The sequence below is a fragment of the Thermotoga sp. 2812B genome, assembly GCF_000789335.1.
Lineage (GTDB): Bacteria > Thermotogota > Thermotogae > Thermotogales > Thermotogaceae > Thermotoga > Thermotoga maritima.
Map to the genome: position 1 here is coordinate 1 of NZ_CP003408.1, position 21,816 is coordinate 21,816.

Annotated in this window: 20 protein-coding genes and 1 pseudogene; 12 read left to right on the forward strand and 9 right to left on the reverse strand. The window is 45.7% G+C overall.

Annotation, left to right across the window (positions count from 1 at the left end; all coding sequences use genetic code 11):
- Positions 1-111: 111 nt before the first annotated feature.
- A complete protein-coding gene (gene dnaA, locus T2812B_RS00005; RefSeq protein ID WP_008193166.1) occupies positions 112-1,434 on the forward strand; it encodes a chromosomal replication initiator protein DnaA in 1,323 nt (440 codons plus the stop codon).
- Here the strand turns inward: dnaA and trmB are convergent.
- The 9 genes and pseudogenes from trmB to T2812B_RS00050 form a co-directional block, all read right to left on the reverse strand.
- Entirely contained in the window at positions 1,411-2,352 is a 942-nt protein-coding gene (gene trmB, locus T2812B_RS00010; RefSeq protein ID WP_008193164.1) for a tRNA (guanosine(46)-N7)-methyltransferase TrmB, read from the reverse strand. The two genes, dnaA and trmB, sit on opposite strands and share 24 nt — an antisense overlap.
- Positions 2,343-3,203 carry a radical SAM protein gene (locus T2812B_RS00015; RefSeq protein WP_008193161.1) on the reverse strand — a complete coding sequence of 287 codons (861 nt, stop codon included), beginning with the start codon at positions 3,201-3,203 and terminating at the stop codon, positions 2,343-2,345. The genes trmB and T2812B_RS00015 overlap by 10 nt, the downstream gene beginning before the upstream one ends.
- Positions 3,200-4,333: a tol-pal system YbgF family protein gene (locus T2812B_RS00020; RefSeq protein WP_004080639.1), complete on the reverse strand. Its 1,134-nt coding sequence runs from the start codon at positions 4,331-4,333 to the stop codon at positions 3,200-3,202. Before T2812B_RS00020 ends, T2812B_RS00015 begins: the two co-directional genes overlap by 4 nt.
- Positions 4,330-5,832, reverse strand: coding sequence for an NAD(P)H-hydrate dehydratase (locus T2812B_RS00025; RefSeq protein WP_197049731.1), 1,503 nt, complete (start codon positions 5,830-5,832; stop codon positions 4,330-4,332). Before T2812B_RS00025 ends, T2812B_RS00020 begins: the two co-directional genes overlap by 4 nt.
- Positions 5,832-6,296: a lytic transglycosylase domain-containing protein gene (locus tag T2812B_RS00030; RefSeq protein WP_008193152.1), complete on the reverse strand. Its 465-nt coding sequence runs from the start codon at positions 6,294-6,296 to the stop codon at positions 5,832-5,834. The genes T2812B_RS00025 and T2812B_RS00030 overlap by 1 nt, the downstream gene beginning before the upstream one ends.
- Positions 6,293-7,372, reverse strand: coding sequence for an iron-containing alcohol dehydrogenase family protein (locus tag T2812B_RS00035; protein WP_008193149.1), 1,080 nt, complete (start codon positions 7,370-7,372; stop codon positions 6,293-6,295). The genes T2812B_RS00030 and T2812B_RS00035 overlap by 4 nt, the downstream gene beginning before the upstream one ends.
- Before the next feature lie 10 nt (positions 7,373-7,382).
- A complete protein-coding gene (locus T2812B_RS00040; RefSeq protein WP_004080643.1) occupies positions 7,383-7,799 on the reverse strand; it encodes an OsmC family protein in 417 nt (138 codons plus the stop codon).
- Positions 7,800-7,808: 9 nt separating this feature from the next.
- Positions 7,809-9,791 (reverse strand): methyl-accepting chemotaxis protein, encoded by a 1,983-nt coding sequence (locus T2812B_RS00045; protein ID WP_039454386.1) that lies wholly within the window; start codon positions 9,789-9,791, stop codon positions 7,809-7,811.
- 34 nt (positions 9,792-9,825) lie between these two features.
- Positions 9,826-10,754: pseudogene (locus T2812B_RS00050) on the reverse strand (inorganic phosphate transporter).
- Positions 10,755-11,094: 340 nt separating this feature from the next.
- Between T2812B_RS00050 and T2812B_RS00055 the strand changes: the two are divergent.
- The 11 genes from T2812B_RS00055 to T2812B_RS00105 are packed head-to-tail and all read left to right on the forward strand — an operon-like array spanning position 11,095 to position 21,814.
- Positions 11,095-11,949 carry an ATP-dependent Clp protease proteolytic subunit gene (locus T2812B_RS00055; RefSeq protein WP_008193141.1) on the forward strand — a complete coding sequence of 285 codons (855 nt, stop codon included), beginning with the start codon at positions 11,095-11,097 and terminating at the stop codon, positions 11,947-11,949.
- Positions 11,936-12,652 (forward strand): ribonuclease HII, encoded by a 717-nt coding sequence (locus T2812B_RS00060; RefSeq protein ID WP_004080647.1) that lies wholly within the window; start codon positions 11,936-11,938, stop codon positions 12,650-12,652. The genes T2812B_RS00055 and T2812B_RS00060 overlap by 14 nt, the downstream gene beginning before the upstream one ends.
- A complete protein-coding gene (locus T2812B_RS00065; protein WP_004080648.1) occupies positions 12,603-13,244 on the forward strand; it encodes a TIGR00153 family protein in 642 nt (213 codons plus the stop codon). The genes T2812B_RS00060 and T2812B_RS00065 overlap by 50 nt, the downstream gene beginning before the upstream one ends.
- A 1-nt stretch (position 13,245) precedes the next feature.
- Positions 13,246-14,013, forward strand: coding sequence for a nucleoside triphosphate pyrophosphohydrolase (gene mazG, locus T2812B_RS00070; RefSeq protein WP_004080649.1), 768 nt, complete (start codon positions 13,246-13,248; stop codon positions 14,011-14,013).
- Positions 14,010-14,999, forward strand: a complete 990-nt coding sequence (locus tag T2812B_RS00075) for a peptidyl-prolyl cis-trans isomerase (protein ID WP_004080650.1) — start codon at positions 14,010-14,012, stop codon at positions 14,997-14,999. The genes mazG and T2812B_RS00075 overlap by 4 nt, the downstream gene beginning before the upstream one ends.
- Positions 14,996-16,027 (forward strand): S-methyl-5-thioribose-1-phosphate isomerase, encoded by a 1,032-nt coding sequence (mtnA, locus tag T2812B_RS00080; protein ID WP_004080652.1) that lies wholly within the window; start codon positions 14,996-14,998, stop codon positions 16,025-16,027. The genes T2812B_RS00075 and mtnA overlap by 4 nt, the downstream gene beginning before the upstream one ends.
- Entirely contained in the window at positions 16,024-16,800 is a 777-nt protein-coding gene (gene fliR / locus T2812B_RS00085) for a flagellar biosynthetic protein FliR (protein ID WP_010865219.1), read from the forward strand. The genes mtnA and fliR overlap by 4 nt, the downstream gene beginning before the upstream one ends.
- A complete protein-coding gene (gene flhB, locus T2812B_RS00090) occupies positions 16,731-17,855 on the forward strand; it encodes a flagellar biosynthesis protein FlhB (RefSeq protein ID WP_008193133.1) in 1,125 nt (374 codons plus the stop codon). The genes fliR and flhB overlap by 70 nt, the downstream gene beginning before the upstream one ends.
- Positions 17,852-19,888 carry a flagellar biosynthesis protein FlhA gene (flhA, locus tag T2812B_RS00095; RefSeq protein WP_004080658.1) on the forward strand — a complete coding sequence of 679 codons (2,037 nt, stop codon included), beginning with the start codon at positions 17,852-17,854 and terminating at the stop codon, positions 19,886-19,888. Before flhB ends, flhA begins: the two co-directional genes overlap by 4 nt.
- Positions 19,885-21,021 (forward strand): flagellar biosynthesis protein FlhF, encoded by a 1,137-nt coding sequence (flhF, locus tag T2812B_RS00100; protein WP_004080660.1) that lies wholly within the window; start codon positions 19,885-19,887, stop codon positions 21,019-21,021. The genes flhA and flhF overlap by 4 nt, the downstream gene beginning before the upstream one ends.
- The gene (locus T2812B_RS00105; protein ID WP_004080662.1) at positions 20,987-21,814 is read left to right on the forward strand and encodes a MinD/ParA family protein; all 828 of its coding nucleotides are present in this window, start codon (positions 20,987-20,989) and stop codon (positions 21,812-21,814) included. Before flhF ends, T2812B_RS00105 begins: the two co-directional genes overlap by 35 nt.
- The last annotated feature ends 2 nt before the right edge of the window (positions 21,815-21,816 follow it).

The window sequence follows — 21,816 nt, forward strand, 5'->3', positions numbered from 1 at the left end:
GGTTCCACCCCTTTAGAAATTTTTCAGATCTGTTTCTTTTTCTCCGTTGATTTTTTGAGTGTATCTGTTGGATAATTAATCCAGTCACTCCTCGTTTGGGGGTCCTCCATTATGAAAGAGAGAATACTCCAGGAGATAAAGACCAGAGTAAACAGAAAAAGCTGGGAACTCTGGTTCAGTTCTTTTGACGTGAAATCGATAGAGGGCAGCAAAGTTGTCTTCTCAGTCGGTAATCTTTTCATAAAAGAATGGCTGGAGAAGAAGTATTATTCTGTACTATCAAAAGCTGTGAAAGTTGTGCTCGGGAACGATGCCACTTTTGAAATCACCTACGAAGCTTTTGAACCTCACTCCTCCTACAGTGAACCGCTCGTGAAGAAAAGAGCGGTGCTCCTCACACCGCTGAATCCCGATTACACCTTCGAAAACTTCGTCGTTGGTCCGGGAAATTCGTTCGCTTATCACGCCGCTCTCGAAGTGGCAAAACATCCAGGCAGGTACAATCCACTCTTCATATACGGTGGTGTGGGACTTGGAAAGACGCATCTCCTTCAATCGATAGGAAACTACGTTGTTCAGAACGAACCGGACTTGAGGGTGATGTACATCACCAGCGAGAAATTCCTGAACGACCTTGTTGACAGCATGAAAGAAGGAAAGCTGAACGAGTTCAGGGAGAAATACAGAAAAAAGGTTGATATTCTTCTCATAGACGATGTTCAGTTTCTCATAGGAAAGACAGGTGTTCAGACGGAACTGTTCCACACATTCAACGAGCTGCATGACTCTGGAAAACAGATCGTTATCTGTTCGGACAGAGAACCGCAAAAATTGAACGAGTTCCAGGATAGGCTGGTTTCCAGATTCCAAATGGGACTTGTAGCGAAGTTAGAACCCCCTGACGAGGAAACTAGGAAGAACATAGCAAAAAAGATGCTTGAAATTGAACACGGTGAACTTCCTGAGGAAGTTCTGAACTTTGTTGCAGAGAACGTGGACGACAACCTGCGAAGACTCAGAGGAGCCATCATAAAACTTCTGGTTTACAAAGAGACAACGGGAAAAGAGGTCGATCTGAAGGAAGCCATCCTGCTTCTGAAGGATTTCATAAAGCCAAACAGGGTAAAGGCCATGGATCCAATAGATGAACTCATAGAGATCGTCGCGAAGGTAACAGGTGTTCCACGTGAAGAGATCCTTTCCAACAGTAGAAACGTGAAAGCTCTCACTGCCAGACGAATCGGCATGTACGTGGCCAAGAACTATCTGAAGAGTTCTCTGAGAACGATAGCGGAGAAATTCAACAGGTCGCACCCCGTCGTTGTGGACAGCGTCAAAAAAGTCAAAGATTCCCTCCTCAAAGGGAACAAACAACTGAAGGCTTTGATCGATGAAGTGATAGGAGAAATCTCAAAGAGAGCCCTGAGCGGTTAACTCCTCGGGAATTCTCCTGAGGGACCACTTCAGAGCGGGCGTTCTGTAGGGATCAGAACCTTCGTCCAGCTTCAAAACCCACTTGCCGTCTCTTCCGGAAAGGTTGAGATAGTATACTTGCTGGAAACCGCCTTCGTCAGTGGAGATCACCTTCAGAAGATAATCGCCATCCCTGTACACTTTCTTCACAACGAAGATCTTGTTTTTATCTTTGAACACCTTTCCTTCCAGCTCTTTAAGTTTTTCCCAGGTGACATCACCTTCGAATACACTGTGAGCCATGGTGTTTTCACCCTCCATTATTCTTTTTACACTTCCATTTTTTACTTTTCTTGCAACGATCAAAAAGGTCTTTTTTCCTTGAGATTTCCACTTTCTTTCGTAGCGAGTTTCTACATCTCTTTTGAAGTTCTCTTCGAACACATCTACGACAAAATACTCTGAGCTTTCGAAAGTATCCAAAACTTCCCGTGCGTACCACTCTTCATCGGTTGCAAACTCCACCGTACCATCCATCTCCAGGACGGCGGAGAGCGTTTGGAGAAAGTCGTAGCTGGTGATTCTTCTGTTTTCGTGTCTCTTTTTCGGCCATGGACATGGAAAGTTGATGTAAACCTTTTCTACGCTGTTGTCGGGGAACAACTCCCTCAGACCGAATCTGGCATCTACCTTCACGAGTCGAACATTTTTCAAGTTGTACCTTTTGAACTTTTTCTGTGCTTTCACGAAGGACGTGATGGACACCTCAAAACCAACGAAGTCTTTTTCTGGATGCCTTCTTGCAAGTTCTGCCAGAAATTCCCCGTTTCCAAAACCAATCTCAACCACTATCTTTGCCTTTCTGCCGAATATCTCAGACCAGTCGAGAGGAAATCTGGGAAAGTTTTGAGGCTTCAGTTCGTATTCTGTTACAACCACCTCAGCCACCTCTCCACTTCTATGAGATTCAGTTTTTTCTTCTTCGCGTATTCCACAACTTTTAGATATTCGTCTCTGGTGATGAATCTATCGAGTCCATATTCTTTCGCTCTGTACGCTGGGTGGAACTGCGCCATGATGTTCACAAGTGGTTTCGGCTCCAGCGTTGAAAGCAGATCGATCACACCGAAACTGTTTTCAAGGAAACCAGGAAGAACAAGGTGTCTCACAAGAACTCCTTTTTTCATAACACCATTTCTTATCACCGGTTCTCCCACCTGATCGGTCATAACCTTCAGAGCTTCCAGGGCGAATTTTGGATAATCTTTCACACCAGAGAGTCTTTCTCCAAGTTCGGGATCACTGTACTTGAAGTCTGGCATATAGATATCGACGGACCCTTCAAGAGAAATTATGGTATCGACAGATTCGTATCCCCCACAGTTGTAAACAACAGGAATTTCTCTCTCCATTCTCTCGAGGGCATCGACAATGAAAGTTACCTGGTGAGTGGGAGTCACCAGGTTGAGATTTTCCACACCCATGTCCTGAAGTTCCGTGAATATCCTCAGAAGATCTTCAACAGTGATTTCTTTCCCTATACCAAGCTGACTGATTTCATAGTTCTGACAGTAGACACATTTGAGATTGCAATAGGTGAAAAAGACGGTTCCGCTTCCACCGCGGCCAACGAGTATTCTTTCCTCTCCAAAGTGAGGCCCCCAGGAAGAAACAACGGGAGAGTTTGCTACCCCGCAAGCACCTTTCTCTCCCATGAGTCTGTTCACTCCACAATTTCTGGGGCAGAGATCACACTTTTCAAGCTTTCTGTAGAAAAGTTCACTCTTCACAGCCTCTTCAAAAAGTACTCGGCGTCGTCCGCATACTCACTATCTGGGAAGAGCTTTATGAACTCCTCGAAAAGCGAACGAGCAGTCGATGTATCGCCTTTGTAGTAGTAACACAAAGCCCTGTAATAGTAAACGTCATCTTTGAAATAGACGTTGTCTTCTCCAATTTCCTTTATAGCGATTTCAAACCTGTTTATGGCTTCATCGTAGTCCCTTCTCAGGTAGAACATGTAACCCAGAAACCACAGGCTCTTTGCCCTCTCTATTCGATCTTCCCGTGCGGGAACGTAAACAACAGATACTGAAGGTTCTTTGTTCGATGTTCTTGCTATAGCGGATTCGATCTTGGAGAGTCTGGATTCCAGGTTCGTTAGAGCCTCTTTAAGAGATTCAATATTCTCAGAAATGGGGCTCATATTCTCCTGCAAGGCACTGAAATTCTTCTCAAGGGAATCGTTTATCTTTCCCAGATTTTCTGTGAGGATAACGATGTTCGCCAAAACATCTTCAACACGCTGTTCGACTGGTTTAATATTTATCGTGTTTTCAGAAGATGGCACGTTTACCTCGATGCGGGAGGGAAGGGTGTAAAAAGCGAGTATTGTTGTGACAAGAAGTGCAACCAAAAGAGAAAGTGTGAACACTTCGAAAACACCTATCCTACGAGAGGAAGCTCTGGTTTCGATCAGAGCAGGGTGGGTTCTGTCAAGGCTTAAAAGAAGCTTTCGATACTTTTCAATCGCTCTCTTCTCGTTTCTCTGAAGGGCGAGTTTATATCTCAGAGCTACTACTTCCACGAGTTCGGGGTAATCCTTGACAATCGATTCGAGTATGGAGGCAGCTCCCTGAAAATTCTTTCGTTCTATCTCTTTGAGGGCTTCTTCCGTTTCTTTCGAGTAGTCTATATTCAGCTGGTTTGCCGCGTATTCGTAGTATTCTCTGTATTTCTCCTTGAGTTCATCCGGCAAGTTTTCATAGAGCCTTTTCACAGCCTTCCAGTTCCTGGCGGCGTATTCCACTTCCAGTTCAAGATGAGGAAACTCTTCTGGAAAGAGAGAGAGCAGATTTCTCGCCTCGGTGATTCTTTTCTCGCTGATGAGATCCCTCACGATTTTTTCCAGAATATTCATTCTTTCAACCTCCTTATAGCCTCAGGTATGAGGCGCAGCAACTCAGAAGCGGTGAGTCCTCTCTCATCCTGTTCGAAAAGCTCCGCGGCGAAACCGTGTAGATACACAGAAACCGCGGAAGCTTCGAGAGGGGAAAGTCCCTGTGCTATAAAGCCGGCTATCATTCCTGTCAGAACGTCTCCACTTCCTCCCTTTGAAAGTCCTGTGTTTCCCGTTATATTGAACAGAGTTCTCTCACCATCTGTTACGATGGTGGTGGCAGATTTCAAAACCAGCACGCAGTCGTTTTCTTTTGCAAACTCCTCTGCCAGTTCGTAGTTGTACTTGACGTCCCCAACAGTTTTTTTCACGAGTCTTGCCATCTCCCCAGGATGTGGGGTTAGTACCGCAGGGGATTTTCTCCCCTTCAGAACAGAGATATCCAGAACGTTGATGGCATCGGCATCGATGACAGCCGGTTTTTCGAGTGTTTTCAAAAACTCGTTGACAAACCCCCTCACGTGTTCATTGTTTCCAAGACCCGGCCCGATGGCTACCACATCCACGTCTTTTGATAGCTCCAGACATTCCTGAAGATTCTGCAGGCTGAAGAAGCCTTTTTCTGTATCTATGGGAACGGAAATGAGTTCCGGAAATCTCGAAGTAGCGATCAGATTCTGTGGAAAAGGAACTGCGAGCTTCACAAGACCCGTTCCCACTTTCAAGGATCCCATTCCAGAGAGAACGGGAGCTCCGGAGTACAGTCTGGACCCCGCTATTATCAGCACTTTTCCGTAGGTTCCCTTGTGGGAATCTCTGGGGCGTTCTGGCAGAAGGGAACGAACCATTTCCCGTGTTATCACGTATCGATTGATCGAATTGATCAGATGAACAGGATGGCCTATGTTGGCCACTTTGAGCTTTCCTGTGAGATCTCTTCCTGGAAAGAGGATGTGACCTATCTTGGGAACTCCAAAGGTAACCGTGAGATCCGCTTTCACCGCTGTTCCAAGAACCTTCCCCGTGTTCGAATCTACCCCCGATGGAATGTCAACGGAAACAACTATTTTTCCCGATTTATTCACAAGATTTATTATCTCAGCGTACTCTCCCGTGATTTCTCCTCTCAGGCCCGTTCCAAAAATGGCGTCAACCACCACATCGAATTCGCTCAGAATAGAGGGTTCGAATTGTTCCACCACTTTTCCTCCGAACTTTTTGTAAAGATCGTAGTTGTACTCACAATCGGGAGTTTTTTTCTTTCCAAGAAAGACAACCAAGACATCTTTTGCCACACCGAGGAGGTTTCTGGCCACGACAAAGCCGTCTCCTCCGTTGTTCCCTCCCCCGCAGAGAACCAGGAATCTGTAATCAGAAAGATTTCCAAGTTCCTCCTCCATTGCGAGAACAACGGAAATTCCGGCTCGCTCCATGAGGATTCTCGAGTCCACACCGTATTCTTTTATTGTTAATTCATCGATCTCTTTCATCTCCTGGGCGGTTGCTACTCTCACCCTCATCACCTCTCACTGTAGAGGAAACGGTATATGAGATAGGTCCTCTTCACTTTTTTCAAGTATCTTTTCGCACTGTCCAGATTTCTTCCTTCGCTCAAAGCAGCCGGTCCTACGTTGTAAGCCATGATGGCTTTGTCGAGATCATCGTACAGATCTTTCAAAAATTTCAGATAAACGATTCCATAGATTATGTTTCCTTCTGGATTCTTGAAATCCTCTTCCAGAGAAAACTTCTTTTTCAACCAGACAGCCGTTGAAGGCATGATCTGCATGAGACCAAAAGCTCCCAGCGAAGAAACCGCGTTTCTATCAAAACTGCTCTCCACCCATATGATACTTTGAATGAGAAGAGGATCGAGATCATCGGAATTTTTGGATATGAAATCGTAATAATCATCTGGGAACAATCTGTAGAGATTCGCTATAAACACAAGAACAAGCAGAAAGCACAGGAAAAAACTCCTCACACCCCGAGTGCCTCCCTGTATATGTCTCTGATCTTCTCGGGAGTGAAGGTACCCGGCGTGTTTTTGAGATGTTTCGCTCTGGAACCCTTTTCGACCCACTTCTCCAGTTCTTCAGAGGAAACTGCCACTTTTTCGTAAAGTCCGAGTTCTTTCAGAAATTTCAAAAGACTGCCGCCGAATATGTGATTCACAGTATCCACCTTTTCTGGAATTTCTTCTTTCATTACCTCCATTACAAATGGTAGTACCATACCTGTCGCTTTCCCGTGTTTTATTCCCTTCTCCGTTGTTAGAGGATAACCCAGAGCGTGCGCCAGTGTGGTCCCAGTTTGCGCAATCACCATCCCGGCAAGGCAGGAGGCCACGAACATCTTCTTTCTGGCTTCTCTGTTTCCTTCAATGGCCTTCGGTAAATTCCTGTGAATTATCTTCATGGCTTCGATCGCGAGGGCATCGGAAGGCGGCGTACTCTTTCTAGAAAGGTATCCTTCGACCGCATGAGAAAGCGCATCGACTCCAGTCGATAAGGTCAGTTCATCTGACATGGAGTAGGTGTATCTGGGATCGAGAAACGCGTACACCGGAAACATGAGTGTACAACCTCTTTTGTTTCCCTCTGGATCGGTGAGTATGGAATACGGAGTGACTTCACTACCCGTTCCAGCGGTGGTTGGTATCTCCACGACTGGAAGCCAGTGCTTCACTTTTTCTCTATCGTAAAGATCTTCGACGGAAAGATCCTTTTCTTTCAGAAGAACAGCTATCGCCTTGGCGAAATCCATAGGGCTTCCTCCACCGAGTCCCACGACGAAATCGAAAGAATCGTTTCTGTATCTCTCAACAGCCTTCATAACGTTGTCGAAAGACGGATTCTCCTCGACTTCATCGAAGATCTCGTAGGATATTTCTGTTTCGTCGAGAAGCTTTTTCAGATCATCGAGAGATCCGTTCTTTTTCGAAGAAGATTTGCCGGTTACTACCAAAGCTCTTTTTCCAAGAAGATCTAATATTCCTCCCCTCTTCTCGAGGATTTTTTCTCCAAAAAAGACATCCGTGGGCATGTAGAATTCCCACACGAATTCCACCTCAATTCTCGTAAACAATCTCGTAAGTCACCTTCGAAGAGCACTTCAAAATGGCAGAGACACTGCAATATTTTTCCTGAGAAAGCTGAACGGCTTTTTCAACCTTGTCCTTCGGAGGCTCCCCATCGAACTTGAAGATGTACTTCAGATGAACTTTAGTGAATATGCGGGGATGTTCTTCCGTGCGTTCGTACTCGATCTCTATCCTGAAGTCTTTCATCTGATCAATCACTTTCATTTTTCTCAAAATTGAGACCACATCCATTCCTGTACATCCCATGAGCCCAGTGAGGACGAGCTCAAGAGGTCGGGGAGCAGCGTCTTTTCCCCCGACCTCTTCTTTTGTATCCATGAGAACGTCATGATTTGAGTCAGTTCTTACATGAAACATCATGTTCCCTATCCAGCGTGCCTGCATTTTTTCACCTCACACCTTGAATTTTTGAACGAGCGTTGAGAGCTGTTCAGAAAGCTCAGACAGTCTTTCAGCAGCCTGAGAGACTTTTGCAGCAGAAGTGGTCTGATCTTTGAGAGACTCCATTCTGTTTAGACTTTCCACAACTCCTTCGACTATCTTTGTGACGTTGTCCATAGCGCTTGCCATTTCTTCTGCGGCCGCTCCCTGCTCCTGCGCAGTGGCAGCTGTGTTCTCTATCATGCTGTTGATCTCTTCTATCCTTCCAAGGATCTCTCTGAATCTCTTTGTGACTTCTTCTCCCATCACCGCTATCTCGTCCACTCCTTCGAACATCTCTTTCGAACCGTTCTCCACGTGTTCTATCGTTGTTCTCAGGCTGCTCAGCATCTTCGCTATGTCTTCTGTCGCCCTCTGGCTCTCTTCTGCGAGTTTCCTTATCTCGTCTGCCACCACCGCAAAGCCTCTTCCCGCTTCTCCAGCTCGAGCCGCTTCTATCGCTGCGTTCAACGCGAGCAGGTTCGTCTGCTCTGCTATCGAGCTGATCGTGTCCACTATCTCTCCTATCGTCTTGGCCGAGTCAACGAGTTCTCTCAGGTAGTCCCTCTGTCTTTCTGCTGACCCTTTGAGTTTGTTTATGACTCCTCCCACCGCTTCTACTCTCTCTGTCCCTTCTCTTGCCGCTTTCGTCACCGCTTCTGACCTTTCTGTCAGATCCTGGGTGATCTTTGAGATGTTCTGAGCACTCGCTGCTACTTCTTCTACGCCGCTCGTCACTTCTGTCAGCGCACTGCTCATGTTGTTCGCCTCGTCCAGTATCTTTTTGGCTTCTTCGTGCAGGTTCTCTGACATCTTGTGGCTCTCTTCTGAGAGAACTTTTATCTCTTCTGATGCTCCGCTAAGCTCTTTCGCAGCTTCTATGATGCTCACTATCATCTCTTTGAGTGAAAGTACCGCTTCTTTCAGGCTCTCTTCTATCTGGGTCAGCTCGTCTCTTCCTTTCGCTTCGAACTCTACTGTCAGATCCCCTTCTCCGAATCTCTTCACTTTCTCTACCTGCTGCCTCATTCTCTTCACTACCGGCATCATCGAGACAAACAGCACCGCAAAGATCACTCCGCCAAACACTACATACGTCACTATCGTCCCAAGGGTCGCTTTCCTTCCTTCTGCAAGAAGTTCTTCCAGGTACCCCGTTGAGAAGATGTAGAAGTCGTACCCGGGCACTTTCTCCCACACGGTGTATTTCTTCTCCCCGTTGTATTCGTATTCTACGTATTTCTCTCCACCTTTCTTTGCTTCCTCGAATGCTTTCTCAAAGCCGCCTAACTCCTTCACGTCTTTCATGAAGTTTCCCATGTCTTTGTGGATCAGTACCTTTCCGTCGCTTGTGACAAGAAGCCCATAGCCGTTCTCACCCAGCTTTCCGCCTTCTGCCACCGTACGCCAGAAATCCTTGTTTTGAGAGAGGTCTATCGCATAACCTACCGCACCGAGTGTGCCCGCGCCGAACGCACCAAGCGGAGCCAAAACAACGAGGGCGGGTTTCCCTTCAAAAACGTCCGGGGTTACTACATAAGGGTTTTGTGAATTCTTCACAAGGTTCATGTATTTTTGATAGATGGTCGAAGAAGAATCAATCTGCTCCAATCCATCAGCTTTAGCAATGTAGCCAGAACCCGTCATTTCTTCTATCGTAATTCCAGCAATGAGTGTATTGGAAGCTTCTTTCACCAGTTTGACCATGTTGGATGCCATGGAATAGGTATCGAGGAGCTGTGCTTCCATGGACTGGGTCAGAGCAACTGCTCTTTCTACATACTTGTTCAATTTTTCAGCGAAATAATTCGAAAGAACCTGAATTTGAACTGTTGCGTTCTTTTTGACAGTTTCAACAACCGCGCCGGAAACGCTCTGATAAATGAGATAAAAACTAACAAGGAGTCCTGCCAGAACAACCAGTATAACAAGGAAAACCTTCGCACGAAGTGTCATGGCTTCACCCTCCCGGTTTCGGTGTTATCAACCTTTATTTTATCAGAGATGTCAACAAAAAAGAAAGGGTACCGGAAACAGCGGGGGTTAAAAACCATCCACTCAAAATCCTTATTAAAACTTTCTTATTTCCCAGATTCATACCCTTTGAGTAACCAGCTCCCAGAACGGCTCCCACAATGGCCTGAGATGAAGAGACGGGAATTCCTATCAAGCTGAAAATCCACACAACCATTGCCTGTGATAAAACTGCTATAAGAGAAGTAAAATGATCTAATTCTATTAGATTTTCCCCACCGTCAGCATCACGTTTTTACTGTAGGTGAGAATTCCAATGGCTATACTGATTCCTCCCAGAAAGGCTGCTTGCTCGATCGTCAGGATCTTTCCGGCGAACACTCCCGTTACGTTCGCAACGTTGTTCGCTCCCAAAGAAAACGCACCGTAAGCACCTATGATCCACGCGGAAGTTTTTATCACTCTGTCTTGAATTTGAATACTGGGAATTTTCCTGAAGAGGAACGAAAGAACTGGATAGAAGATAATACTCAAAAGGAAGGCCCCAACCGGTGTTAAAAACCAAACAACAAATATTTTCGTGAGTGCAGAAAAATCGATTCCACCAATGCCCATTACCGTGACATTGGCTCCTATTATACCTCCAACCACAGCTTGAGATGTGGAAACAGGTATTCCAAGTTTTGTCATGATCGTGACTGTGAGGGCACCCGAAAGAACAGCGATACTGGAGAGAAGTAAATCGGAAGTGCTCAGAGAACTGATATTCTGAAGTCCCCTCGCTCCTCCAAGAACAGAACCCAGAATCACGAAAATGCTCGCCACTATGGTGGCCTTTCTGTAAGGAATGAGCCCAGATCCCACGAAAGGACCGAAAACGTTCGCCGCATCGTTGGCGCCCAGCGACCAGCCCAGAAAGAGAGAAGGCAAAAGGAGTACAAACACTACGACCCCTCCTGTGGTGTGTTTTCTATTGTATCACTTTGAACCCTTTTCATGATACATCTGTCTCAAACAATGAAGACTAGGAAAACCCAACAGAACTTCATATAATCTTAAAAATAAGGTACCCATTTAGGAAAGAAATTAGAATCTTCTCTTAACCTGTTACATTTAAAATGTACCATGGAGCATGAAAGTTGACCCCCCTATCCCCCTTGAGATACACCCCCCACGGCCTTGGCGGGCTCGAAAGAGCCCGCATTTTTTTGTATAAAAACCCCGCCAAATGTGGCCCGATGTGATAGAATTTACACAGCAAATGTCATATTAAGGAGGGATACTCATGGTAGATATTGGTACCTTGATCTTTCAAATTTTCTGGATGATCTTCATTTTTTCACTCATTACGCCTTTTCTCAAGAATTCTGCCCTCAAATCAGCCAGAGAAGCTTTGATAAGAGAAATTGAAAAAAAGAGAAACAGCCGTGTGATCACACTGATTCACAGGACGGAATCCATCAGTTTCCTCGGCTTTCCAGTGCGCAGATACATAGACATCGAAGATTCCGAAGAAATTCTGAGAGCTATTAAGCTAACTCCTCCCGATATGCCCATAGATCTCATAATACATACACCAGGTGGACTCGTTTTAGCGGCGGAGCAGATTGCCAGAGCTCTGAAAATGCACAAGGGAAAGGTAACGGTTTTTGTTCCGCACTATGCCATGTCCGGTGGAACATTGATAGCCCTCGCCGCCGACGAGATCATCATGGATGAGAATGCTGTTCTGGGGCCCCTCGATCCCCAGATAGGAAACATGCCCGCTCCCTCCATTCTCGCCGCCGTGAAAAAGAAAGATGTGAACGAAGTGGACGACCAGACACTTATACTGGCAGACATAGCGGAAAAAGCGATCAGACAGGTGAAAGAATTTGTGGTGGAAATTCTTTCAGACAAAGTGTCAAAGGAAAAAGCTGAAAAAATTGCCGATAAACTCTGCAGTGGATACTGGACACACGATTATCCGCTGAACTACGAAAAATTGAGAGAGATGGGCATACAGGTGAAAACGGACATGCCTCAGGAAATATACGATCTCATGGATCTTTACAAACAGGCTGAACCCAAGAGGCCGTCGGTGAACTACATTCCTGCTCCCTACTACAACAGAAAGGAGACGGGTAATGGGAATAGATGAGCTTTACAAAAAAGAGTTTGGAATCGTAGCAGGTGTGGATGAAGCGGGAAGAGGGTGCCTCGCAGGTCCCGTTGTGGCGGCCGCTGTCGTTCTGGAAAAAGAAATAGAAGGAATAAACGATTCAAAACAGCTTTCCCCTGCGAAGAGGGAAAGACTTTTAGATGAAATAATGGAGAAGGCAGCAGTTGGGATAGGAATTGCGTCTCCAGAGGAAATAGATCTCTACAACATATTCAATGCCACAAAACTTGCTATGAATCGAGCACTGGAGAACCTGTCTGTGAAACCATCATTTGTACTCGTTGACGGGAAAGGAATCGAGTTGAGCGTTCCCGGTACATGCTTAGTGAAGGGAGACCAGAAAAGCAAATTGATAGGAGCAGCTTCCATTGTTGCGAAGGTCTTCAGAGATAGATTGATGAGCGAGTTTCACAGGATGTATCCACAGTTTTCCTTCCACAAACACAAAGGTTACGCCACAAAAGAACATCTGAACGAAATCAGAAAGAACGGAGTTTTACCAATCCACCGGCTGAGTTTTGAACCTGTTTTAGAACTTCTGACCGATGATTTGTTGAGGGAGTTCTTCGAAAAAGGCCTCATCTCCGAAAATCGATTCGAACGAATATTGAATCTTCTGGGGGCGAGAAAAAGTGTGGTTTTCCGGAAAGAAAGAACAAACCATAATCTCCCTCTTTTTTAAACACATCGACAAAGTTGAGGAAACTCTGAAATGTGTCTTCGATCTAATAAAAAAGTATCTCGAAGATACTGACGATATCGAGTCTCTTTATCTCCGAACACAAAGGCTTGAAAGCGAAGCCGATCGATTACGCCGAAAAACAGAGATGGAAATGTACAGTGGAGCGTTCCTGCCGAATTTTAGAGGAGATCTTCTTGGGTTGATTGAATCCGTAGACAAAGTGGCGAACAAAGCCGAGTACGTGGCGGACTTGATTGTTCTTCAAAAACCAGAAGTTCCTCACGAACTGAAAGATCTCATTCTGTCGCAGATGGAATACTCTCTGAAGGCCTACGAATCCCTGAAAAGTGCTCTCAAATTTTTGTTCGAGGATCTCGAAAGAGTCGAAGAGTTTGTTCTTGCCGTGGAGAAATACGAACACGACGAAGATGCTGTGGAGCGAACGGCTCTCAGGAAACTTTTCGAGATGGACATCGAAAGGAGTGTAAAACTCGAGGTGAAAGAGTTGATAAGGAGCATAGGGGACATAGCCGATAGAACGGAGGACGTATCTGATAGAGCAGAAATCATTCTTCTGAAAAGGAGGTTCTGAAGTGAAAGAGGCAGGAATCCTCTTCGAAGAACTCGTATCTATAATGGAAAAACTTCGGTCTCCTGAAGGATGTGAATGGGACAGAAAGCAAACTCACGAGAGCTTGAAACCATATCTTATCGAAGAATGTTACGAGTTGATCGAAGCGATAGACGAAAAAAACGACGATATGATGAAAGAAGAACTCGGTGACGTGCTGCTCCAGGTGGTTTTCCACGCACAGATAGCCCGCGAAAGAGGCGCTTTCACCATTGAGGATGTGATACGAACTCTCAACGAAAAATTGATCAGACGACATCCACACGTTTTCGGAGACAGTCCGGGGTACTCGTACAAACAATGGGAAGATATAAAAGCTCAGGAAAAAGGGAAAAAGAAATCCTCGAGGATCGGTGAGATAAACCCGCTTGTTCCTGCTCTCTCGATGGCAAGAAGAATCCAGGAGAACGCCTCACAGGTGGGGTTTGACTGGAAAGATCCAGAAGGAGTCTATGAGAAGATAGAGGAAGAGTTGAAAGAGCTGAAAGAGGCAAAGGATCCCAGAGAACTGGAAGAAGAATTCGGTGATCTACTGTTTTCGATAGTCAACCTTTCGAGGTTTTTGAACGTTGACCCTGAATCGGCTCTGAGAAAGGCCACAAGAAAATTTGTTGAAAGATTCAAGAAGATGGAGGAATTAATAGAGAAGGACGGTCTGGTTCTTGAAGAGCTTCCTATTGAAAAGTTAGATGAGTACTGGGAAAAGGCGAAGGGAGGAGATGAAACATGAGAAAGTTGATCTTCGTGATTCTGGCAGTACTGGGAATCAGCCTCTTCGGGCAGGCAACAACCACATCCAGCACAGTTGTAGCCATCGTCAACGGGGAACCCATCACCTCCGACTTGCTCGAACTCGAAGCGGATATAGACGGAATTCTGAGAAGCATTGCACAGATTGATATGAGATTTTTCAACGTTCTTACAGGCACCGAAGAAGGCCTGAAATTGCTGTTGAAATACAAGCAAGAAGTTCTAAACTCCCTAATAGACGATCTTCTCATTCAGCAGCTCGCGGAAAAAGAAGGGGTCGGAGTAAGTGACGAGGAGGTAAAGAAAGAAGTCGAGGCAAGGCTTAAAGAAACAGTTGAATCCATGGGAATAACTCTGGAAGACCTTGACAAGTTCCTTCAGAGCGCCGGATACGGTGATCTCGAAACCTTCAAAAAGAGATTGCACTGGCATGTGAAAACACAGCTTTCACTCCAGCGACTCCAGGAGAAAATTACTCAGAACGCAACCGTCACACTCGAAGAAGCTCAGAACTATTACAACCAAAACAAGGAGACCTACAGGATACCTGCCGCTGTTCACCTCTACAGAATTACCACTGAGGACAAGAGTAAAATGGATGAAGTGCTTTCAAAGATCAGAAAAGGAGAAGACTTCCTCGAAGTTGCAACGCAGGTGGCAACCGGTGGTGATCTCGGCTGGATTGAAGAAGGAAAGTTGGAAAAAGACATCGAGAGTGTGATCTTTGACGCTCCAGAAGGAGCCATCCTTGGGCCCTTCGAGTCTGAAGGCAAATTCGTGCTCTACAAAGTCGTAGAGAAGAGATCTTCTTCCTACAAAAAGTTCGAAGAGGTTAAACAGGAGATCATGGACAAACTGCTCGCGGATAAGAGGAATCAGCTGTGGAACGACTGGTTCAACAAGGTGTTCGAGGAATTCAAGAAGAACAGCCACATAGAGATAAAACTTGGAGGGAGTCAGGGATGAAACTCAAGACGAAAACGATGGAGTGGTCGGGAAACTCTCTAAAACTCCTCGATCAGAGAAAGCTTCCATTCATTGAAGAATACGTGGAGTGCAAAACACACGAAGAGGTTGCACACGCCATAAAGGAGATGATCGTCAGAGGAGCTCCTGCCATAGGAGTCGCCGCAGCGTTCGGATACGTTCTGGGACTCAGAGATTACAAAACGGGAAGTTTGACAGACTGGATGAAACAGGTGAAAGAGACTCTGGCCAGAACAAGACCCACGGCTGTAAACCTGTTCTGGGCCCTGAACAGAATGGAAAAGGTGTTTTTCGAGAACGCTGATAGAGAGAATCTCTTCGAAATCTTAGAAAACGAAGCGTTGAAGATGGCGTATGAAGATATAGAAGTCAACAAAGCGATCGGAAAGAACGGCGCTCAGCTCATAAAAGATGGATCGACCATCCTCACTCACTGCAACGCGGGAGCTCTCGCAACTGTAGATTACGGTACTGCCCTCGGAGTGATAAGAGCAGCAGTGGAATCAGGAAAACGAATCAGAGTTTTCGCAGATGAGACAAGACCGTACCTTCAGGGAGCACGACTCACCGCTTGGGAACTCATGAAGGACGGTATAGAAGTCTATGTCATCACCGACAACATGGCCGGATGGCTGATGAAGAGAGGGTTGATCGATGCCGTTGTGGTTGGAGCGGACAGAATCGCTCTGAACGGTGACACAGCGAACAAGATAGGAACTTATTCTCTGGCCGTTCTTGCTAAGAGAAACAACATACCGTTCTATGTTGCAGCTCCTGTCTCGACGATAGACCCAACCATAAGGAGTGGGGAAGAAATACCCATAGAGGAAAGAAGACCGGAGGAGGTAACTCACTGTGGTGGGAACAGAATAGCTCCGGAGGGAGTAAAAGTTCTGAATCCCGCTTTCGATGTCACAGAAAATACCCTCATAACGGCAATAATCACGGAAAAAGGTGTGATCAGACCTCCTTTCGAAGAGAACATAAAGAAGATCCTCGAGGTGTGATTTTGGAGACCATATTCAGTTTTCTCGAAGAAAAATTCCTTGCGTGGATGTGTATTTTCACGAGGTTTACGGGATTTTTTTTGATCGCTCCTTTCTTTTCCGAGAGAGCGTTTCCTGTTGTGGTGAGGGTGCTTCTGGGACTGTTCACGAGCTGGTTGATGCTTTTCACAGTTGATGTATCCATACCCTTGAACACACCTGTTTTGAGTTTCACTTTGAATCTGTTTTTCAACTTTCTCGTTGGGTTCGGAATCGGTTTTATTGTCTATTTGTTCCTTCAGGCGTTCAACGGGGCGGGATACATCTTTGGTTTTCAAATTGGGTTCGGAATGGAAGAAGTGCTGGCTTTCGGTGAAGAAGAAACAAACCCCACAGGAGAACTGGTTTATTTCATAGCCCTTACTGTTTTTGTGCTGATAAAGGGACCTGTTCTCCTGTTCGAAGGCTTGAAAGATTCAATCGATGTCTTCCCCGTGAATCTCACAGGTGTTACGGACGGGTTCTTCTCTTACATCGTGGGAAGATCGAGCGACTTCTTCGTGTTGATCCTGAAGATAGGAGCTCCAGTTATCGCTTTCATGCTCATCATAAGCATCGTTCTCGGTATCGTTTCGAGGCTCATCCCACAGATGAACGTTTTCATGGTTGGATTGCCCCTGAAAGTGATCATTGGGGTTATATTGATTCTGGGGATGTTACCGATATGGGCGGACATGGCTCAGAAAATCTCAGCACTCAGTTGGAACGCTATTCAGGAACTTCTTGGGAAATAGAGCTCCTGCTCTTTGCCGAAGCAGAGAGAACAGAGCGCGCCACTCCCAGAAAAAGAAGGAGAGTAAGAGAAGAAGGTAGAGCTCCCGTATCCAGGGAGCTCAACATGGCTGTTACCTTTCTCGTGTTCGCCTTAGCGCTGAAGATCTTTGGATATCAGGGTGTAGAGAGGATCACAGAAGACGTTCAGGTCTTTCTTTCGTTTGAAGAAACAGAAGATCTACTCATGAATGCCGTAAACATTTTCAAAGATGTGCTTTTGATCGTAGGAGCCTTTGTGGTTTTCTCCATGGTCGCAGGTGTTATGATTGGGGCCCTTCAAACGAGATTTCTGTTTGCTCCGAAAGCGTTGAAACCGGACCTCAACAGAATCAACCCGATAGAAGGTTTTAAGAGATTGTTCTCACTCAGATCACTCGTGGAACTTTTGAAGTCTGTCCTTAAAGTCGCCATTGTGGGGATCGTGGTCTACCAGGTCTTGAAAAACAGATGGGACGAAATGATTCTCTTAACAGAAATGAGTGTGAACGACGCCTTTGCTAATTTCTGGGACATCACATCTGAGATCACGTTGAAAAGCGGAATGATCCTTCTCGCTCTCGCTGTTTTCGACTACTTCTACCAGAGATGGGAATTCGAAAAGAGCATCCGCATGACGAAGCAGGAAGTGAAGGACGAACTGAAGGAAGTGGAAGGAAATCCCGAGATAAAGCGAAGACAGAGACAGATGATGTATGATATCCTACGGAGAAGAATGCTGGAAGAGGTCCCAAAGGCGGATGTCGTGATCACCAACCCCACTCACTTCGCTGTTGCCTTGAAGTACGATCCAGATACGATGAACGCACCGGTTGTGGTAGCAAAAGGTGTGGATCATCTGGCATTTAAAATAATAGAAATCGCAAAAGAGAACGATGTACCCGTTTTGAGAAATCCGTCTCTTGCGAGGGCTCTATACTATAAGACGGAGATAGGTGAAGAAATTCCGGTAGAATTTTACAGGATAGTGGCGGAGGTACTCGTTTACGTTTACGCGAAAAAGGGCGTGAGAATTTGAAGAATGTGGATATAATCGTTTCTTTAATGATAGTTGCTATCGTTCTTTTGATGGTTCTTCCCGTACCCGACAGGATGCTGGATTTCTTCCAGATCCTGAATATAACCCTTTCCATGATCATACTGTTTTCCACCATGTACATAAGAAACGCCCTTGAACTCTCTTCATTTCCAACACTGCTTCTTGTGGTGACCCTGTTCAGACTCGGTCTCAACGTAGCCTCAACAAGGCTCATACTCCTCGAGGGTCCAAAATTCCAGGGACGGGTTATAAGAACCTTCGGAGATTTCGTTGTGAAAGGAGATTACGTCGTTGGTCTCATCGTCTTTTTCATCCTCGTCATCATCCAGTTCATTGTTATCACCAGGGGTGCGGAGAGAATAGCGGAAGTGGCCGCAAGGTTCACTCTCGACGCCATGCCCGGAAAACAGATGAGTGTAGATGCCGATCTGAACAGCGGATTGATAACCGAAGAAGAAGCGAGGAAAAGGAGAGAAGACATCAGAAGAGAAGCGGATTTCTATGGAGCTATGGATGGTGCAAGTAAATTCGTAAGAGGAGATGCCATAGCAAGCATCATCATCGTTTTTATAAACATAATCGGCGGACTTCTGATAGGCATGCTCCGACATGGAATGAGCCTTGCAGAGGCTGCTCAGGAGTACGTGATCCTCACTGTGGGAGATGGCCTTGCGGCACAGATCCCGGCCCTTCTTGTTTCAACCGCCACCGGCATAATTGTCTCCAGAGCCGCTTCCAAGGAAAATCTCGGGAAAGATCTCGTCACGGAACTTTCGAGAGAAACGAAAGTACTTCTCCTCACCGGTGGAGTGCTGATTTTTCTGGGAATCTTCACTCCCATACCGTTCTTCAGCGCTATTCTTGGCGGAGCCCTGATCTTTCTTGCGGTGTACACCTCCAGAGCCGTTCCTCAGGAAGAACTGGCGGGGCCTGCTCCTGCGGAAAGACCTGGTGGGCCTGTTCTTTCTACACCTGAAGAGGTTTCTGAGATCATACAGAGCGATACCGTTGAGGTGGAGATCGGCTACGGACTGATACCGCTTGCCGATCCATCACAGGGAGGAGACCTCCTCGATAGAATCACCTCCATCAGAAAACAGCTCGCGTTCGAGCTGGGGCTTGTCGTCTCTCCCATCAGGGTGAGGGATAGTGTTCTTTTGAAACCAAACGAATATTCCATAAAGATCCGTGGAAGTGAAGTTGCGAGGTACGAGCTCGTACCCAACAGGCTCCTCGCCATAAATCCAGGGACTGCTAAGGAAAAGATTCCCGGTATTCCAACCAGAGAACCAGCGTTCAATCTGGAAGCATACTGGATAGAAGAGTGGAGAAAGGAAGAAGCCCAGCAAAAAGGTTACACGGTCGTGGATCCACCAACTGTGTTTGCCACACACCTCTCTGAAGTACTGAGAAGACACGCCGATGAGCTCCTCGGCTTCAAAGAGCTCGAACTTCTCATAGAAGGTCTGAAGGAGAAGTTCCCGAAGCTGGTGGAAGATCTCATACCGGATGTTTTGAAACCCGCTGAAATCAAGAAAGTGCTTCAGAGACTTCTGAAGGAAGGGGTATCCATTCGAAACCTTCCAACGATTTTTGAAACTCTCCTTGAGAGTGCTGAGAAAAGTAAGGATATAGATTACCTTGTGGAAAGTGTGAGAAAGGCACTGAAACGTCAAATAGCTTCGATGGTCCGCTCTGAAGACGGGAAGATACACGCAATCGTTCTGGAGAGAGATCTCGAACAGAAACTCCTGGAGTCGCTGAAAGAAATAGGAGAAGAAAGAGAACTGCTTCTCAACCCCGAAGTCTCAAGAGAACTGATGAACAAGATTTCAAACGAACTGGGAAATCTGATGAAAAAAGGCTATCAACCTGTAATTGTGTGTTCATCAAGGATCAGACCTTACTTCTCCAGATACGTAATGCGAACGATCCCGGGTGTTTATGTGATCTCCTACGATGAAATACCCGATGACTACACCCTTCAAATTGAAGGCGTGGTGAAATTATGAAGATAAAAAAGTACGTTGCTGAGAGCATCAGAGAAGCGATGATCATGATAAGAAGAGAACTGGGAGAAAACGCCGTCATTTTGAGTTCTCGAAGAATAAAAAAAGGGGGTTTCTTTGGAATAGGTGGAAAAACGTACTTTGAAGTGACAGCTGCAGTTGAGGAAGAAAGAAAAAAAGAGGAAAACACGAGCTACAGACTCCAAGAAATACTTGTAAAGAATCGTCAGAGTTCGAACGATAATATCAAGGGAGAGTTCGATGAGATAAAACGAACGATAAACGAGATAAAGCAGATGCTCGTGACAGAAAAAAGACAGACTCTACCAGAAGGGCTTTCAAAAATCCTTTACGGTATGGAGAAACAGGAAATTCTCCCGGAAATTAGATACAAACTAATAGATTTTCTGAAGATGAAATTTGGAGATCTGGACCCGAATTCGAACGAGACTTTCAAGATTCTGTCGGAGCAATTCGTAAACCTTGTGAAGACAAATGCACCAGACTTCAAAAACGCGAAAGTACTCTTTGTGGGAACAACTGGTGTGGGAAAAACAACTTCACTCGCCAAACTCGCGGCCCGTTTCAAGATAGACGAGAAAAAACGCGTCGCTATACTGACGCTTGACACGTACCGGATAGCAGCAGCGGAACAGTTGAAGATATACGCGGATATTATGGATATTCCCATGAAGATCGCCTATACTCCAAAAGAAGCGGAATACGAAATGATGGCTCTGAAAGATTACGACATCGTTCTTGTGGACACAGCCGGGAGAAGCCATCAAAACGATCTTCAGATGAGCGAACTCAGAGCACTTTCGGAAGCTGTAAAACCAAACATCACTTTTCTGGTACTTTCCATGAACTACAAACTCGATGACATGAAAAGAATCGTTGAAAGGTTCTCTGCTGTGAAACCAACTCACATCATTCTCACCAAGATGGATGAAACATCGGTATACGGAACGTTCGTGAACATATCAGAAATCACGGGACTTCCAATTGCATTCGTGACAAACGGGCAGAGAGTCCCTGACGATATATTCGAAGCGAATCCCGTGGAACTTGCCAGGATTGTTGCCGGTGAGGTGTTGAATCATGCCAGATCAAGCGGAACATCTGAGAAAGAATGAACCGAATATAATAAGTGTTCTCAGCGGTAAGGGTGGTGTGGGAAAATCTGTTATAGCTGTCAATCTTTCCCTTGCTCTTAAAGAGAAAGGGCTGAGAGTTCTTCTGCTCGATGCCGACGTGGGATTTGGAAGCGTCGAGATCCTTCTTGGATTCATGGCACCCAAGACCCTGAAAGATTTCTTCAAGTCAAATGTGAGGATAGAAGACATCGTTTTTGAAACAAAATACGGTGTGGACGTTCTCAGTTCGGGAATAGATATGGAGGATCTCATTCTTTTCAATCTGGGCGACCGTCGCCGTTTCTTCGACGAGTTTGCCAGACTTCTCAGGAAATACGATTATCTCGTGATAGATTTTCCACCGGGGTACAACGAAAACCTGGATCAGTTTTACATCCAATCAGACTTCCTCATTCTCGTTACCAGTCCAGAACCAACTTCGATCATAAATACCTACACTCTGATAAAACTCCTTTCGGTGAAAGGGATCACACCCGAAGAGATATTTCTGGTGATGAACATGGTAAGAAACATGAAAGAAGGAAGGTTGGCAGCCGACAGATTGAAAAGGGTGGTCGAAAGATTCGTTGGCTTTACGATAAAGAACTACTTTGTGATAAAAGAGGATCAGGTTGTACAGAGGAGTGTATTTTTGCAGGAACCATTCGTACGATCTCACAGTCGATCTCAACCATCCCTTGCCATTTACGGCCTGAGGGAAAAGATTTTGAAAGAACCTGTTCAAAAGAAAGGTTTTTTGAACAAAATAAGACAAATGCTGGGAATAGGGTGAGA

Excerpts from the sequence above, each read along its gene's own strand:
- mtnA (WP_004080652.1), top strand. The coding sequence starts at position 14,996 with ATGAAACTCAAGACGAAAACGATGGAGTGGTCGGGAAACTCTCTAAAA.
- flhF (WP_004080660.1), top strand. The coding sequence starts at position 19,885 with ATGAAGATAAAAAAGTACGTTGCTGAGAGCATCAGAGAAGCGATGATC.
- T2812B_RS00105 (WP_004080662.1), top strand. The coding sequence starts at position 20,987 with ATGCCAGATCAAGCGGAACATCTGAGAAAGAATGAACCGAATATAATA.
- T2812B_RS00040 (WP_004080643.1), bottom strand. The coding sequence starts at position 7,799 with ATGCAGGCACGCTGGATAGGGAACATGATGTTTCATGTAAGAACTGAC.
- T2812B_RS00075 (WP_004080650.1), top strand. The coding sequence starts at position 14,010 with ATGAGAAAGTTGATCTTCGTGATTCTGGCAGTACTGGGAATCAGCCTC.
- T2812B_RS00060 (WP_004080647.1), top strand. The coding sequence starts at position 11,936 with ATGGGAATAGATGAGCTTTACAAAAAAGAGTTTGGAATCGTAGCAGGT.
- T2812B_RS00055 (WP_008193141.1), top strand. The coding sequence starts at position 11,095 with ATGGTAGATATTGGTACCTTGATCTTTCAAATTTTCTGGATGATCTTC.
- T2812B_RS00020 (WP_004080639.1), bottom strand. The coding sequence starts at position 4,333 with ATGAATATTCTGGAAAAAATCGTGAGGGATCTCATCAGCGAGAAAAGA.
- flhB (WP_008193133.1), top strand. The coding sequence starts at position 16,731 with ATGGGCGGACATGGCTCAGAAAATCTCAGCACTCAGTTGGAACGCTAT.
- T2812B_RS00045 (WP_039454386.1), bottom strand. The coding sequence starts at position 9,791 with ATGACACTTCGTGCGAAGGTTTTCCTTGTTATACTGGTTGTTCTGGCA.
- dnaA (WP_008193166.1), top strand. The coding sequence starts at position 112 with ATGAAAGAGAGAATACTCCAGGAGATAAAGACCAGAGTAAACAGAAAA.
- T2812B_RS00025 (WP_197049731.1), bottom strand. The coding sequence starts at position 5,832 with ATGAGGGTGAGAGTAGCAACCGCCCAGGAGATGAAAGAGATCGATGAA.